This is a genomic window from Bradyrhizobium sp. dw_411 (genome assembly GCF_018449695.1).
Lineage (GTDB): Bacteria > Pseudomonadota > Alphaproteobacteria > Rhizobiales > Xanthobacteraceae > Bradyrhizobium.
On the sequence record NZ_JAAVUY010000019.1, the window covers coordinates 99,039 to 113,020 of the forward strand.

Annotated in this window: 14 protein-coding genes; 7 read left to right on the forward strand and 7 right to left on the reverse strand. The window is 61.0% G+C overall.

Features of this window, described 5'->3' with window-relative positions; genetic code table 11:
- Positions 1-17: 17 nt before the first annotated feature.
- Genes HB676_RS27415 through HB676_RS27425 form a run of 3 tightly spaced genes read left to right on the forward strand, consistent with a single transcriptional unit; the run spans position 18 to position 2,934 of the window.
- Positions 18-1,010 carry a tripartite tricarboxylate transporter substrate binding protein gene (locus HB676_RS27415; protein ID WP_213741605.1) on the forward strand — a complete coding sequence of 331 codons (993 nt, stop codon included), beginning with the start codon at positions 18-20 and terminating at the stop codon, positions 1,008-1,010.
- A gap of 55 nt (positions 1,011-1,065) precedes the next feature.
- Positions 1,066-2,013 (forward strand): NAD(P)-dependent oxidoreductase, encoded by a 948-nt coding sequence (locus HB676_RS27420; protein ID WP_213741606.1) that lies wholly within the window; start codon positions 1,066-1,068, stop codon positions 2,011-2,013.
- On the forward strand, positions 2,014-2,934 hold the full coding sequence (locus tag HB676_RS27425) for an amidohydrolase family protein (RefSeq protein ID WP_213741607.1): 921 nt from the start codon (positions 2,014-2,016) through the stop codon (positions 2,932-2,934). It begins immediately after the preceding gene.
- 68 nt (positions 2,935-3,002) lie between these two features.
- On the opposite strand, the gene HB676_RS27430 is transcribed toward HB676_RS27425, so the two are convergent.
- The 5 genes from HB676_RS27430 to HB676_RS27450 all read right to left on the reverse strand — a co-directional run bounded on the left by HB676_RS27430 (position 3,003) and on the right by HB676_RS27450 (position 9,145).
- Positions 3,003-3,182, reverse strand: coding sequence for a hypothetical protein (locus HB676_RS27430; RefSeq protein ID WP_213741659.1), 180 nt, complete (start codon positions 3,180-3,182; stop codon positions 3,003-3,005).
- 218 nt (positions 3,183-3,400) lie between these two features.
- Positions 3,401-4,966 carry a SpoVR family protein gene (locus HB676_RS27435; protein WP_213741608.1) on the reverse strand — a complete coding sequence of 522 codons (1,566 nt, stop codon included), beginning with the start codon at positions 4,964-4,966 and terminating at the stop codon, positions 3,401-3,403.
- Complete coding sequence (locus tag HB676_RS27440; protein WP_213741609.1) at positions 4,963-6,240, reverse strand: YeaH/YhbH family protein; 1,278 nt, start codon at positions 6,238-6,240, stop codon at positions 4,963-4,965. Before HB676_RS27440 ends, HB676_RS27435 begins: the two co-directional genes overlap by 4 nt.
- A 25-nt stretch (positions 6,241-6,265) precedes the next feature.
- Positions 6,266-8,209, reverse strand: a complete 1,944-nt coding sequence (locus HB676_RS27445; protein ID WP_213741610.1) for a PrkA family serine protein kinase — start codon at positions 8,207-8,209, stop codon at positions 6,266-6,268.
- A 564-nt stretch (positions 8,210-8,773) separates the two neighbouring features.
- A complete protein-coding gene (locus HB676_RS27450; protein WP_213741611.1) occupies positions 8,774-9,145 on the reverse strand; it encodes a cyclic nucleotide-binding domain-containing protein in 372 nt (123 codons plus the stop codon).
- Between the two features lie 474 nt (positions 9,146-9,619).
- Here HB676_RS27450 and HB676_RS27455 point away from each other — a divergent pair, with 474 nt between their 5' ends.
- From HB676_RS27455 to HB676_RS27465, 3 genes are all read left to right on the forward strand, one after another.
- A complete protein-coding gene (locus tag HB676_RS27455) occupies positions 9,620-10,939 on the forward strand; it encodes a TAXI family TRAP transporter solute-binding subunit (RefSeq protein ID WP_213741612.1) in 1,320 nt (439 codons plus the stop codon).
- Positions 10,940-10,978: 39 nt separating this feature from the next.
- The gene (locus HB676_RS27460; RefSeq protein WP_213741613.1) at positions 10,979-11,740 is read left to right on the forward strand and encodes a DUF4239 domain-containing protein; all 762 of its coding nucleotides are present in this window, start codon (positions 10,979-10,981) and stop codon (positions 11,738-11,740) included.
- Between the two features lie 252 nt (positions 11,741-11,992).
- Complete coding sequence (locus tag HB676_RS27465) at positions 11,993-12,832, forward strand: cyclic nucleotide-binding domain-containing protein (protein WP_213741614.1); 840 nt, start codon at positions 11,993-11,995, stop codon at positions 12,830-12,832.
- Positions 12,833-12,866: 34 nt separating this feature from the next.
- Here HB676_RS27465 and HB676_RS27470 read toward each other — a convergent pair whose 3' ends face one another.
- Positions 12,867-13,157, reverse strand: coding sequence for a hypothetical protein (locus tag HB676_RS27470; RefSeq protein ID WP_213741615.1), 291 nt, complete (start codon positions 13,155-13,157; stop codon positions 12,867-12,869).
- Between the two features lie 301 nt (positions 13,158-13,458).
- Between HB676_RS27470 and HB676_RS27475 the strand changes: the two genes are divergently transcribed.
- Positions 13,459-13,644, forward strand: a complete 186-nt coding sequence (locus tag HB676_RS27475) for a hypothetical protein (protein WP_213741616.1) — start codon at positions 13,459-13,461, stop codon at positions 13,642-13,644.
- A gap of 87 nt (positions 13,645-13,731) precedes the next feature.
- Here HB676_RS27475 and HB676_RS27480 read toward each other — a convergent pair whose 3' ends face one another.
- The gene (locus HB676_RS27480; RefSeq protein ID WP_213741617.1) at positions 13,732-13,965 is read right to left on the reverse strand and encodes a hypothetical protein; all 234 of its coding nucleotides are present in this window, start codon (positions 13,963-13,965) and stop codon (positions 13,732-13,734) included.
- Positions 13,966-13,982 lie beyond the last annotated feature (17 nt).

Here is a 13,982-nt window from a genome sequence, read left to right on the forward strand (position 1 = left end):
GCCTAAAAGGATTGTCCATGAGTTTTGTCGATCGCACTCTCCGCCGCCTGTTGCCCGTGCTTGGTCTGGCGGCATTGGCCGCCGCCGCGCCGCAGCAGGTTCGCGCGGAGGCCGCCTATCCGACACGGCCGGTGCGCATTGTCGTGCCGTTCGCGGTGGGCGGCGTCGCCGACACCACGGTGCGCACGATCGCGGAAAAGCTCGGCGACAAGCTCGGCCAGCGTTTTTACGTCGACAATTTGCCCGGCGCCGGCGGCATTGCCGCGGCGCGGGCCGTGATCGCCTCGCCGCCCGACGGCTATACGCTGACAATTCTCGTCAACGGCACCGCCGCCAGCGTGTCGCTGTTCCAGAAACTGCCGTTCGATCCGGTCAAGGATTTCGCGCCGATCTCGACGCTGGGCTTCTTCGACCTGGTGTTCTGCACCGGCGCAACATCGCCCTACAAAACCATTGCCGACTTCATCGCCGCGGCCAAGGCCAAACCCGGCGGGCTGAATGTCGGGACCATCAATATCGGCAGCACGCAAAACCTGTCGGCCGAATTGTTCAAGACCGCGGCCGGCATCGACTTCACGGTGATCCCGTTCCGCGGCACGCCCGAGGTCGAGGTCTCGCTGCTGCAAGGCAATATCGCGCTGATGATCGATATGTATGCGACGGTCAAAGGCAACCTCGCCGACGGCAAGATTCGCGCCCTGGCATCGTCGGCCAATGAGCGCTGGGAAAGCACGCCTGACGTCGCGACGTTACAGGAAAGCGGCGTCGCCAATTACGATGTGGTGTCTTGGAACGCGCTATTCGCGCCGGCCCGCACGCCGCCCGAGATCATCAAGACGCTCAACACCGCCCTGCAGGGCATCCTCGCCGATCCCGAGCTCAAAAAACGCCTGATCGATCTTGGCATCGAGGCCAAGGCGAGCACGCCGGAGCAACTCTCCGACCGGCTCAAATCCGATATCGACAAATGGGCCAAAGTGATCGAGAAGGCGGGAATCCCAAAACAATAGTTTCCCACGCAACAACGCCTCGCAAGATCCCGGTCCCAATTCGAAAGATCTGACCATGACCGCACCCAATCCCAAACAGTGGCATGTCGGCCTCGTCGGCTACGGCGAAGTCGGGCGCATTCTCGCCGAAGATCTGCGCAAGCAGGATGTCAGCGTCACGGCTTATGACCTCAAACTGCGCAGCGATCAGACCGGCGGCGCGCTGCGCGATCATGCCGGCGCGCATGGCGTCAAGCTCGTGTCGTCGCATGCCGACCTGGCCGCGCAGTCCGATTTCATCGTGTCGGCGGTTACCGCGAGCCAGGCCGTGCCGGTCGCGCAGGCCTGTGCGCCCACGGTGAAATCCGGCGCGTGGTTTCTCGATTTCAATTCGGCCTCGCCCGGCGCCAAGCAGCGCGCGGCCGCGCTGATCGACGGCAAGGGCGGGCGCTATGTCGAAGGGGCTGTCATGACCTCGATCCCGCCCTATCGCATCAAGGTGCCGCTGTTATTGGGCGGCGCCGGCGCGGGCGAATTGGCGCCGCTGCTCATTGAATTGGGCTTCGACGCCAAGAAAGCCAGCGACCGGCTTGGCGTCGCCTCGGCGGTGAAGATGTGCCGCAGCGTCATGATCAAGGGCCTCGAGGCGATGGTGATCGAAAGCTTCACCACCGCGCGCGCCTACGGCGTCGAGGATGCGGTGCTGGCGTCGCTGAAGGAGACGTTTCCGGGCATCGACTGGGAGAAGCAAGGCGCTTATTTCTTCCAGCGCGTGATCGAGCATGGCCGACGCCGCAGCGAGGAAGTCCGCGAAGTCGCCGAAACCGTGCGAGAGATCGGGCTGACGCCATGGTCGGCGCAGGGCACCGCCGAGCGCCAGGCCTTCGTCGCAGACTTGGCCGATGAAGGCGTGTTCGGCGCCAGGGGCACGGCAGAATTCGCCCGTAGCCCGAACTGGCGCACCGAAGCCGACCGCATCCTCGCCAGCTTCAAACAAAAGAACAACGAAAAGAAGAGCGACTGAATGAACGCGCCTGCAAAATTCGAGAAGACCCCGGGCTGGCTCGACTGGTACGCCGGCCCTTCAAAACCCCGCTTCAAGGTGCCGGAAGGCGCGGTCGACGCGCATTGTCATGTGTTCGGTCCCGGCGCCGAATTTCCCTATGTGCCTGAGCGCAAATACACGCCCTGCGATGCGTCGAAGCAGCAACTGTTTGCGCTGCGCGATCATCTCGGCTTTGCGCGCAACGTCGTCGTGCAGGCGACCTGCCACGGCGCCGACAACCGCGCGATGGTCGATGCGCTGAAGCATTCAGGCGGCAAAGCGCGCGGCGTCGCGACCGTGCGGCGCGACGTCAGCGACACGGATTTGCAGGCGCTGCATGCGGCCGGCGTGCGCGGCGTGCGCTTCAATTTCGTCAAGCGGCTGGTTGATTTTACGCCGCGCGACGAATTGATGGAGATCGCCGGCCGCATCGGCAAGCTCGGCTGGCATGTCGTGATCTATTTCGAGGCGGTCGATCTGCCGGAACTGTGGGATTTCTTCACGGCGCTGCCGACCACAATCGTGGTCGATCACATGGGCCGGCCCGATGTGAGCAAGCCGGTCGACGGGCCTGAATTTGCGCTGTTCATGAAATTCATGACGCAGCATCCCAACGTCTGGTCCAAGGTCACCTGTCCGGAACGGCTGTCGGTAGCGGGACCGCCGGCCTTGAACGGCGAGCAAAACGCCTATCGTGACGTGATCCCGTTCGCCCGGCGCATCGTCGAGACGTTTCCGGATCGCGTGCTGTGGGGCACCGACTGGCCGCATCCCAACCTGAAGGGCCACATGCCGGACGACGGCCTGCTGGTCGACTTCATCCCGCACATCGCGGTGACAGCCGAACTGCAGCGAAAGCTACTCGTCGACAATCCGATGCGGCTTTACTGGCGAGACTAAACTTGACCTGAATCTGACCGGCAACCCGAACAACAAACTCTGACGCGGAACGCTCTTGGTTCAGCGCGTCAGTGCATCGTCTCGCAGTATTCGTCCCGGCCGACAAATGAAACGGCTGCATAAAGCTGATGCAGTTCCGCTTCGAGATGCTCGTTGACGAGCAGCAGCGCTTCAAGCGCGCCGCGCATGTTGCCGTCGCACGCTGCGACGATCTTTTCGATAGCCATTTCAGTCCGTTTCGAGGCCATATCCCAAGTTCCCAAATAGTCGCCCAATAAATACCCTGGCCACTATCTTGCAGGGAATGGGGCGGAATTCGGCACCCAAAACGATGATTTGGTGACGCCACAGAATATCCACCGGGATTTTACGGGAGCCGGCCGAGGGGAACTTTTTCAGGGCGTTTTCGCACGAAAGCCAGGAGATTGGGGCCGCGGCGGGCCTTTTTTGGGTGGCCGCGACCGCCCTACGCGGCGGCCGCCATCGCCCGCGGATGGAGCACATACTCCTTCAAAACCGTGTCCTTGGTATCCACCTCAACCAGCGATACGTCATAGGTCCAGAGGTCTGCGAGGTGCTGGAGCACGCGCCTGGTTTCGGTCTCGTTCAACTGGGCGCCCTTCACCACCACATGCCGCAGCATCAGCCGGCGGTCGCCGGCGAGATCGACATCGACCACTTCGATATTGGGATCGATGTAGCCGACATCATATTGCCGCGCCAGTTCGCGGCGAATCCGGCGATAGCCGCGCGCATCGTGAATCGCGTCAACGAGAATGCCTTCGCTATCCGCGGGATCGTCGTGCAGATGAAACAGGCGCAGGTTTCGGATCAGCCGCGGGCTGAGAAACTGGCTGATGAAACTCTCATCGCGGTAATTGGCCCAGATATCGCGCAGCACGCCCATCACGTCGCCCTTGCCGGCGATTTCGGGAAACCACTCGCGGTCCTCGTCATCGGGATCGGTGACGATGCGCTCGATGTCCTGCATCATCGCAAAGCCGAGCGCATAGGGATTGAAGCCCGAGAAGCGCTGGTCGTCGAATTCCGGCTGAAACACCACATTGGTGTGCGACTGCAGAAATTCGAGGAAATTGCCGTCGGTGAGCCGGCCCTGCTCGTGCAGCCGCGTCATGATGCGGTAATGCACATAGGTCGCGGTACCCTCGTTCATCACCTTGGTCTGGCTCTGCGGATAGAAATACTGCGCGATGTGGCGCACGATCCGCAGGATTTCGCGTTGCCAGGATTGCAGGCGCGGCGCGGTCTTTTCCAGGAAGTACAGGATGTTTTCCTGCGGCAAACCTAAGAGCTTGCGGCGCCGTTCGACGTTGAGCAGTTCCGCGCTCTTGATCGGCCCGGTCGGAATGGTGCGCCACAGATCGTTGAACGCGCTCTCTTCATGGGCGCGGCGCTCGCCGGCGCGCTTTTCCTCGGCGCGCAGATCGAGATTCTTCTTGCCGGGATAGCGATCGATGCCATGCGACATCAGCGCATGCGCCGCATCCAGCGTCTGCTCCACCGCGACGCGGCCGTAACGCTCCTCGCATTGTGCGACATAGCTCTTGGCGAAATCGAGATAATCGAGAATGCCCTGCGCGTCGGTCCATTGCCGGAACAAATAATTGTTCTTGAAGAAATGATTGTGGCCGAACGCGGCATGCGCGATCACCAGCGTCTGCATGGTCGCGGTGTTTTCCTCCATCAGATAGGAAATGCACGGCGAGGAATTGATCACGATCTCATAGGCGAGTCCGCGAAGGCCCTTGCGATAGAACGCCTCGTGATGCGCGAAATGCTTTCCGAACGACCAGTGCTTGTAGAACAGCGGCATGCCGGACGAGGAATACGCATCCAGCATCTGCTCGGCGGTGATGATCTCGATCTGGTTGGGATAGACATCGAGCCCGAGTTCGTTCAGCGCGACTTCCTCGCAGGCGTCGTGAATCCGCTGCAGGGTCGGGAAATCCCAGTCCGCGCCCTCGAACAGGCGCTCGGCTGATGCCGTCTCGGCTGTCGCAGTGTCTGTCATGGCGCGGCTTTCTCCTGCGGTGCGCGGCGCTGGAACAAGTCATGAAACACCGGAAAGATTTCGCTGCGGTCGCTGACCTTGCGCATCGACAGCGGCGCGCCTTCGGCACGCAGCTTCTGATACAGCGACCACAGCGAGGAATCCGGCATCTCGAACGTGCTGCCATTGGACTCGCCGACTTCCAGATAAGCAAAGAACTGGCTGACCGGAAGGATCATTTCGGTCAAAAGCCGCCCGGTAACGGCGCCGTCGGAAATCGAATTGTCGCCGTCGGAGGCCTGCGCCGCGTAGATGTTCCAGTCATCGGGACGGAATCTTGAACGGACGATCTCATGCATCGCCTGCAGCGCGCTCGACACCATGGTGCCGCCCGAAGCCGGGCCATGGAAGAAGGTGTCCTCGTCGACCTCTTCGGCGCGGTCGGTGTGGCGAATGAAGACGATCTCGACATGCTTGTAGCGCCGGGTCAGGAACACGTAGAGCAGCATGTAGAAGCGCTTGGCGAGATCCTTCATGTGTTCGGACATCGAGCCTGAGACGTCCATCAGGCAGAACATCACGGCCTGCGCCACCGGCTTCGGCGTATTCTCGAAGCGGCGATAGCGGATGTCGATCGGATCGATGAACGGAATGCGCCGCATCTTGGCCTGCAGCGCTTCGAGCTGCGCCATCAGCTCGTCGCGGCGCGCGCCTTCACTCTCGGCAATTTCGGCCTCGAGTTCGGCAATGGTCTCCGGCCGCGGCCGCCGCAACGCCACCCGCCGCGCCATCGCAAGACGCACCGTGCGACTGACCGAAATATTCGCCGGCGAGCCTGACGTGGCGTAGCCTGCCCGTGACAGACTCGTACTTTCGACATCGGCGAGCTTGCGCTTGGCGAGATCGGGCAATTCGAGATCGTCGAGAAACAGATCGACAAATTCGTCGCGGCTGAGAACGAAGCGGAACGCATCCTCGCCGTCCCCCTCGCCTGGATCGGACGCCTTGCCGCGGCCCTCGCCGCCGCCGGAACGCGGCAGCCGGTCGCCTTCGATGAACTTCTTGTTGCCCGGCAGCACCATGTCGCGGGTGCCGCCTTCGCGGTGAAAGCGAGGCTCGTTCATTCCATCGAGGGGAATGGAAACCTCGCCGCCCTCCAGGACATCCTTGATGTCGCGGTCCTGGGAGGACTTCTTGACGGCGCCCTGCACCAGGGCCTTGGCACGGCGCAGGAAGCGTTGGCGGTTTTCCAGGCTCTTGCTGCCTGGATTTAGTCGCCGATCGACGATGTGCATGGCCACCCTTGCATCTGCCTCAGCCTCAGCCGGCTTGTTTCACACGCATGTACCATTCGACGAGCCTGCGAACCTGGCGCTCGGTATAACCGCGCTCCACCATTCGCGCGACGAACTCGCCGTGCTTCTTCTCGGTATCGCCGTCCTTCTTGGAACCGAACGAGATCACCGGAAGCAGATCCTCGACCTGGGAGAATATCCGCTTTTCGATCACTTCGCGGATTTTCTCGTAGGAGGTCCAGGACGGATTCTTGCCGCCGTGCTGGGCCCGCGAGCGCAGCGAGAACTTGACGACCTCGTTGCGGAAGTCCTTGGGGTTGGCGATCCCCGCGGGCTTCTCGATCTTGGTCAGTTCCTGGTTGAGCAGTTCCCGGTTGAGCAATTGGTTGGTGTCGGGGTCCTTGAAGTCCTGATCCTCGATCCAGGCGTCGGCGTAATCGACATAACGGTCGAACAGGTTCTGGCCGTAATCCGAATAGGATTCCAGATACGCCTTCTGGATTTCGTTGCCGATGAATTCCGCATAGCGCGGCACCAGCTCGGCCTTGATGAATTCGAGATAGCGCTTCTCGATTTCCTCGGGCAGTTGCTCGCGGCGGATCGACTGCTCCAGCGCATACATCAGATGCACGGGATCGGCGCCGAGTTCCGACGTGTCGTGGTTGAAGGTCGCGGCCAGCACCTTGAACGCGAACCGCGTCGAGACGCCGTCCATGCCTTCGTCGACGCCGGCGGCATCCTTGTACTCTTGAACGCTGCGCGCCTTGGGATCGGACTCCTTCAGGCTTTCGCCGTCATAGACCCGCATCTTGGCAAAGGTGGTCGAGTTCTCGTGCTTGCGCAGGCGCGACATCACCGAAAACCGCGCCAGCGTTTCCAGCGTCGCCGGCGCGCAGGGCGCGGCGGCGAGTTCGGAGCCCGAGATCAGCTTCTCGTAGATCTTCTGTTCTTCGGTGACCCGCAGGCAGTACGGCACCTTGATGACGCAGATACGGTCGATGAACGCTTCATTGTTCTTGTTGGACTTGAAGCTCTGCCATTCGGATTCGTTCGAATGCGCCAGGATCACGCCGGTGAAGGGGATCGCGCCGATATTCTCGGTGCCGATGTAGTTGCCTTCCTGGGTCGCGGTCAGAAGCGGATGCAGCATCTTGATCGGCGCCTTGAACATCTCGACGAATTCAAGCACGCCCTGGTTGGCGCGGTTAAGGCCGCCGGAGTAGCTGTAGGCGTCGGGATCGTTCTGGGCGTAGGTCTCGAGCTTGCGGATATCGACCTTGCCGACCAGCGAGGAGATGTCCTGGTTGTTCTCGTCGCCCGGCTCGGTCTTGGCGATCGCGATCTGGCGCAGCCGCGACGGCTGGATCTTGGCGACGCGAAAGCGCGAGATGTCGCCGCCGAAGGCTTCAAGCCGCTTGTAGCACCATGGGCTCATCAGTCCCGTGAGACGGCGGCGCGGAATGCCGTACTTCTCCTCGATCATCGGCCCGAGCTGGTCCGGGTCGAACAGGCTGAGCGGGCTCTCGAACACCGGGCTGAGTTCGTCGCCGGCCTTGAGCACATAGATGGGATGAACTTCCATCAGCGACTTCAGCCGCTCGGCGAGCGACGACTTGCCGCCGCCGACCGGGCCCAGCAGATAGAGAATCTGCTTGCGCTCTTCGAGACCTTGCGCGGCATGCCGGAAGAAGCCGACGATGCGCTCGATGGTTTCTTCCATGCCATGGAATCCGGCGAAGGCCGGATAGGCGCGCATGGTGCGGTTCAAAAAAATACGGCCAAGGCGGGGATCCTTGGCCGTGTCGATCATTTGAGGCTCACCGATCGCCGCCAACAACCTTTCGGCCGCATTGGCATATCGCATCGGATCTCCGCGACATGACTCCAGATATTCCGCCATCGACATGTCGGTCTCGCTACGGGCCTCGAAGGACCTAGCGAACGCATTGAACAGAGAATCGTTGTACATGAGTCCCTCTCCTCGTCTGGTTGGCTGCGCTACTGGACGGGCGTCATACTCCTGCGTCATTGGAGTGCTACCCGCCGCGAATCAGCATCAGCACATGAACGTATTGGACACGCGTCTGACTCTCTGACGCAATGCAATACTTGTGCTAGAGCTGTGGTGATCGACAAAAATAGATGGATTTTCTGCAAGATGTCACCGTGCCGCAACATCCGGATTACTACTGAAGTCCGGTTTTTGCGCGTTAAACGGTAACAATTAAGGCGTCTGCCGTTCGGCAACTCGACTCCTTCGGGAACTCTGGGGTGCGACACCCCGTCCCAACCTGCCATGATACGCAAAACAACGTACTCGCCTCGGGGGTGTTCCCCGCGCTTTGTCGTTAAAGCTTTCGACCCTCAAGCTTCTGGTCATCCAAGCTTCAGGCCGTTAACGTTTCAGCGTCGGCAACACCGCCTTGTTCATCAAACATATAGTGCCGCGATCAGGTCGCACTCATGGCCGCCGCACGCACGATCGCGTGAACTGACTAAAACCAGGGCGCGCGCTGCCGCGTATCTACGCCAGTCAGAACGATTTGCTGGTCGCCCTGAGCCTTCTTGCCAGGACGCGCATCACCTTGAGCGCAAAAAACGGAGTCTGGCCGACCAGAAAAAGAAATTGTTTTTCCGAGATGGGGACAAGCTCGACATCGGTCTTCGCCACCGCGGTCGCGCTGCGCGGCGCGTCGTCGATCAGCGCCATCTCGCCGAAGATTTCATTGGTCGAGAGCTCGGCCAGCTTTCGATTGCCCGACTGGATGGTGACCGCGCCGCTCTTGATGACAAAGAGCTGTTGAGCTTCGTCGCTTTCCCTGAAGATGACTTCACCGGCCTTGAACGAGTGCGCCTCAATTCCATTGCCGGTCAACACGCTAAAATCAATTTCCGAAATCGTCATGCCCCACCGCGCCCCGCGTGATGCTTTATTCGTTGCGTTCGATCGTCATATTTCTATCATACCGGACCGCGCTCGTCATCAGTGAGTATCGCCTCCTGCTCGCCGGTCACGAGGATCGATTGGCCCCTGTGAGTTTCCAGCTCGCGTCGCCGGGCGGGAGCGGCGTTGTGTCGTGTCGTCTCCTCTTGTCCTGGCCAGGCACGACGAGGCGCACAAGGAATTCAGCGGGTCTGACGGCACCGATTGAAACGCGATCGTCTGGCTGACTTTCCGCGCGTGCGACAACGAGGCTGCTTGCTCCCAAGTTGCATCGGCGGCAAAATCAGCCGGCAAACGTAAACAGCGAACCAGAGCGTCAGCATACCTGACTTGCTTCGTCTGAGGCGCTGCGGCGGTCGAGCCTGACGCGACGTTTGATCGGCGCGGGGGCGCTTTTTTCCAAAACAGCGTCCGTTACGGCTCAGGGGGACGACCATGACGTCGCTGAATCTGCCGCTATGGCTGCGTCTGGTTCTGCTTCTCGGCGCGATCGGTCTCGTTTCAGGCGCGAGCCTGCTGGCCTATCGGTACTATACGCGTCCGACGACATTGACCGTCGCGGCCGGTTCGATCGACGGCGAGGCGGCCAGGATGATGTCGGCGCTCGCCAGCCGCCTCGTTGCCACCAACGCACCGGTGCGGCTCAAGGTCGTCGACAGCGGCAACGCCATCGAAGCCGCCAAGGCGTTTGCGGCCGGCAAGGTGGATCTTGCTGTCGTTCGCGGTGATGTCGGCGACTTGTCGCAGGCCCAGGCCGTCGTCGTCGTGAGCCATGTGGTCGCGCTCCTTATCGCGCTGCCCGGCTCTTCCATCAGCAGCCCGGACAAGTTGAAAGGCCACCGCATCGGCGTGATCGGCGGCGACACCAATGCCAAAATCGCCGACGTGCTGAGCAAGGAATATGGGCTCGATCGCAACAAGACGTTCCGGGATATCGTCCCGCAGGACGCCCGGCGCGCGCTTGAATCAAAAGAAGTTGCCGCGCTGCTGGTCGTGATCCCGCTGACCGAAAAATATCTCTCCCAGGTTCGAAGCTTCCTGCAACAGGGACCAAAGGCGTTGCCGGTCCTGATCCCGATCGAATCCGCAGGTGCGATCGCAGAAATCGAGCGTGCTTACGAAAGTTTTGACGTGCCCAAGGGCACCCTGCGCGGCGCCCCGCCCGTTCCCGAAGATGACCTGACGACACTGCGCGCCACGCTCTATCTGGTCGCGAACAAGAAGCTCGGCACCGATCTGGTCACCAGCCTCACGCAGACGATCATGCGCGTGCGCCGTGATCTGCTGACCGAGCAACCGATTTTCGCGCAAATCACAGCACCCAGCACCGACGCGGACGCCTACCTTCCGCTGCACCCCGGCGCCGCCGCCTTCTACAACGGCACCCAGCAAAGCTTCATGGATGAATATGGCAACTGGATTTACCTGACGCCGATGTTGCTGGGAGGCGCGGCCACCGTACTGGCCGCCGCCTGGAAGTTTCTCGGCCTCGGCACGCCCATACCAACGCAAGGTCCGCTGGATTCGCTTTACGCGCTGGGACGCCGGATCCGCAAGGCCGGCACCGAGGCCGAGCTGTCGGATATCGAGGAGGAGATCGACGACATCCTCAAGGCGCAGCGCGCCAGATCCGCCGGTGGCGACGAGGACGCCGTCGATGACGCCACCCTGAATGTAACAGCCCATCGGCTGGAGAATTTGATTCACGACCGGCGATCGATGCTGGCAAGACCGGCAACCATGGCGGCGTCCTGACCAGGCGGCAATCGGCCACTGGAGACAACGGAGACATCGATGAACGACCTCCTGATCTCGCTGCTCGTTTTCGCGGTGATCTTTGGCGGCGCCCTTGCCGGGATGGCCATCCGGCCGCTGTTGGCGGAAAGCCATCTGCAACCGGACTCGAAAGACGTCGTGAAAATGGCAACCGGCCTGATCGGCACATTGGCCGCATTGGTATTGGGTCTGTTGATCGCATCGGCGAAGAGTTCGTTCGACCAGAAAACCACCCAGGTCAGGCAATTGACCGCCTCGGTCATCCTGCTCGACAATCTGCTTGCGCAATACGGGCCGGACGCAAAGCCGGTCCGTATTCGCCTGCGGCAGGCCGTCCAACCGGCGGCGGACCGCATCTGGAATGAACAGAAAGCTTCACTTGGCAGGCCCGTTCCGTTCGAATCCAGCGCCCAGTCGTCAACCTTTGAAACCGAGCTGGAACGTCTGTCGCCGGGCAACGACACGCAACGCGCGCTGCAATCGCGCGCCGTCGCAACCTTTGCCGAAGGCGCACAGACCCGGCTGCTGCTGTTTGCGCAGGCCGGCGGGTCGATCCCGGCGCCGTTTTTGATCATTCTGGTTTTCTGGCTCAGCGCGATTTTCGTCAGCTTCACCTTGTTTGCAAAAGCCAATCCGGTGGTGATGGCGTCGCTGTTGGTCTGCGCCGTGTCATTCGCCGGCGCGATCTTTCTGGTCCTGGAGCTGGATAACCCCTTCACCGGGCTGATGGGGATTTCGAGCGCGACCCTGCGCGACGCGCTTGCGCCGCTCAATCCGTAAAGGTTTGCCGCAAGGGTTCGCCGCAAGGGTTTGTGGGATGGCTCTCCCAGCCCGGTGTCGCCATCGGCCCGCAGAGCCCCTCCCCCGAACGGCCGATGGTCCTTCAGACCAATGGCGGGCGCCCCACCCGCCCGGTAAGAGTTGATCGGGAACACAGGTACCGTTAGTAACTGCCTTTATGGCTGCCAAACCCCTATGTTCGTCCAGTCCGGGATTTCAGGCGATTGCCGGTACTTTTGCCCGGGGGACCCGATGACGCCCAGCGCAGACCTGTCGCAGACGATGGACCGCATTCTCAATACTGCGGCGGACAATCTGCGGGTCGCCAAGATCCTGGTGCAGCTCGGGCTCGATCCCAACAACGTCACCTATGACGCGATCTTCAACCGCCTGCTGGAAATCTTTCTGGCCAACATCACCCTCGCCAACATGTTTGCGCTGATCGGCGCCATCTTCTTTGTCGCCACCTTGCTGACGCAGACCATGGTGCCGTTGCGGGTGGCGAACATGATCGGCTGCGCCTTTTTCGCCGCGTTCGGCGCGCTGGCCGGGAGCATCACAACGTTCTTTCTGTATCTCCTGATGGTCCCCATCAACGCCTATCGTCTGCGTCAAATGCTCAACCTCGTGAAGAAGGCGCGCACCGCGACCCAGGGCGATACCTCGATGGAATGGCTGAAGCCGTTCATGACCGAGCGCAAATACCGCAAGGGCGACGTGTTGTTCAAAAAGGACGAGGTCGCCGACGAAATGTTCATGACCTTGACCGGGATGTTCCTGGTCAAGGAAATCAACGTCGAGCTGCCGCCGGGACGGCTGATGGGCGAACTCGGATTCCTGTCACCCGACAACAAGCGCACCGCGACGGTGGAATGCATCGAAGACGGTCACGTGCTGACCATCACCTATGAGAAGCTTCTGGAGATTTATTTTCAGAACCCGCAATTCGGCTATTACTTCCTGGTCCTGACCAGCCATCGCTTGCTGGAAAACATCGGGCGGCTGGAAGATATCGTCGCGCAGAACAGGATCGCGCAAGCGAGCGCGGCCGCGAGCGATCCTGAAATCATGAAAAACACCAAGCAGAAATAAACGCGCCGCCAAAGCCCCTTCCAGGTGGACGACGTCACCACCAGGCGCTGTCCGATGACTTCGCAGGCGGTCGTGCAACGCTATTGCCGTTGCTCGCCGGTCCGGCGGTGACATGGGCATAGAGCGAGGCAAGCTGCGTCAGGCCGACGTCCTTGTAGGTCAGGATGGCGACCGCGCCTGAAAGCGTCAGAACAGTGATGTAAAACACCGCCACGCCGCGCAGCCACGCGCGGTAGGTGGCGCGCTCTTGCGGATTGGCGTCACGATAATTGGCCGCCGACAATCCGTTGGAACAGTGACCCGCATCGTCGCCATCACCAAGCATGCCAACCTCCATAGGCCGAAGTTGCCGCCGAGAATATGATCGGTGAATACCACTTTGCTCGGCTGGTGAATGTGAACTCGTTCACACCGGTGCAAACTCGTTGGTGCCCGGCCCCGCGACCGCCAATTCGAAAAAAATCCGTCGCACTTTTCGAAAATTGATGGCTATATTGAAAAGTTTTCTGATTTCATTTGCGAAATCGTAATATCGGCGTCCTCTGAATATTCCGATGCACAGGCCGCGAACCGACGCCGCCCGTGCCTGGAATTGCGCATGATCGTTCTTTCAGGGAGGATTTCGGATGAATTTCGTGGCCGCAGTGTTGCTTGTGCTGTCGGGCCTTTTCTACGCCGCCGATCATCATGAGATCGGCTCGCTCGGCGACCAGATGTGCCGTTATGGCAGCACGTTTTGCGATCACCCCAGTTGGGTTTTCGTCGGCGCCGTTCTCGCCGCGCTCTGGGGCACGTTCGTGAGCATTCGTTAGTTTACCAGTTCGCTCGGATCGCCGTGGTATCTGCGGTGCCCTGATGGTTCAGACCCGCGAAGGATGCAGCTACCGCGTCACGGCCCGCTACCGCGTGACGGGATCAGCGGGCTGTGCGGGCTTTGGGCCCGGCGGTGTGGGTTCGATTTCCCGCTTCGGTTCGGTCGGCGTCACCTGCGCGCCGACGGCGTGGGCGGCGGCGCCGGTGGTCTGGTAATTGGCGACTTCGGCAGGCTGCACCTGGGGATGGTTCCACGGCCCGTGATCGACAAGCAGCATCGCGAGCAGGCCGAACACGGCGACGGCAGACGCGACCGTCACGGGTTGAACACCCCTGT

Bases quoted from the DNA above. Each gene is read 5' to 3' on its own strand.
- HB676_RS27430 (WP_213741659.1), bottom strand. From the start codon at position 3,182: ATGGCCTCGAAACGGACTGAAATGGCTATCGAAAAGATCGTCGCAGCG.
- HB676_RS27460 (WP_213741613.1), top strand. From the start codon at position 10,979: ATGAACGACCTCCTGATCTCGCTGCTCGTTTTCGCGGTGATCTTTGGC.
- HB676_RS27450 (WP_213741611.1), bottom strand. From the start codon at position 9,145: ATGACGATTTCGGAAATTGATTTTAGCGTGTTGACCGGCAATGGAATT.
- HB676_RS27455 (WP_213741612.1), top strand. From the start codon at position 9,620: ATGACGTCGCTGAATCTGCCGCTATGGCTGCGTCTGGTTCTGCTTCTC.
- HB676_RS27425 (WP_213741607.1), top strand. From the start codon at position 2,014: ATGAACGCGCCTGCAAAATTCGAGAAGACCCCGGGCTGGCTCGACTGG.
- HB676_RS27465 (WP_213741614.1), top strand. From the start codon at position 11,993: ATGACGCCCAGCGCAGACCTGTCGCAGACGATGGACCGCATTCTCAAT.
- HB676_RS27420 (WP_213741606.1), top strand. From the start codon at position 1,066: ATGACCGCACCCAATCCCAAACAGTGGCATGTCGGCCTCGTCGGCTAC.
- HB676_RS27475 (WP_213741616.1), top strand. From the start codon at position 13,459: ATGAATTTCGTGGCCGCAGTGTTGCTTGTGCTGTCGGGCCTTTTCTAC.
- HB676_RS27435 (WP_213741608.1), bottom strand. From the start codon at position 4,966: ATGACAGACACTGCGACAGCCGAGACGGCATCAGCCGAGCGCCTGTTC.
- HB676_RS27440 (WP_213741609.1), bottom strand. From the start codon at position 6,240: ATGCACATCGTCGATCGGCGACTAAATCCAGGCAGCAAGAGCCTGGAA.
- HB676_RS27470 (WP_213741615.1), bottom strand. From the start codon at position 13,157: ATGCTTGGTGATGGCGACGATGCGGGTCACTGTTCCAACGGATTGTCG.
- HB676_RS27445 (WP_213741610.1), bottom strand. From the start codon at position 8,209: ATGTACAACGATTCTCTGTTCAATGCGTTCGCTAGGTCCTTCGAGGCC.
- HB676_RS27415 (WP_213741605.1), top strand. From the start codon at position 18: ATGAGTTTTGTCGATCGCACTCTCCGCCGCCTGTTGCCCGTGCTTGGT.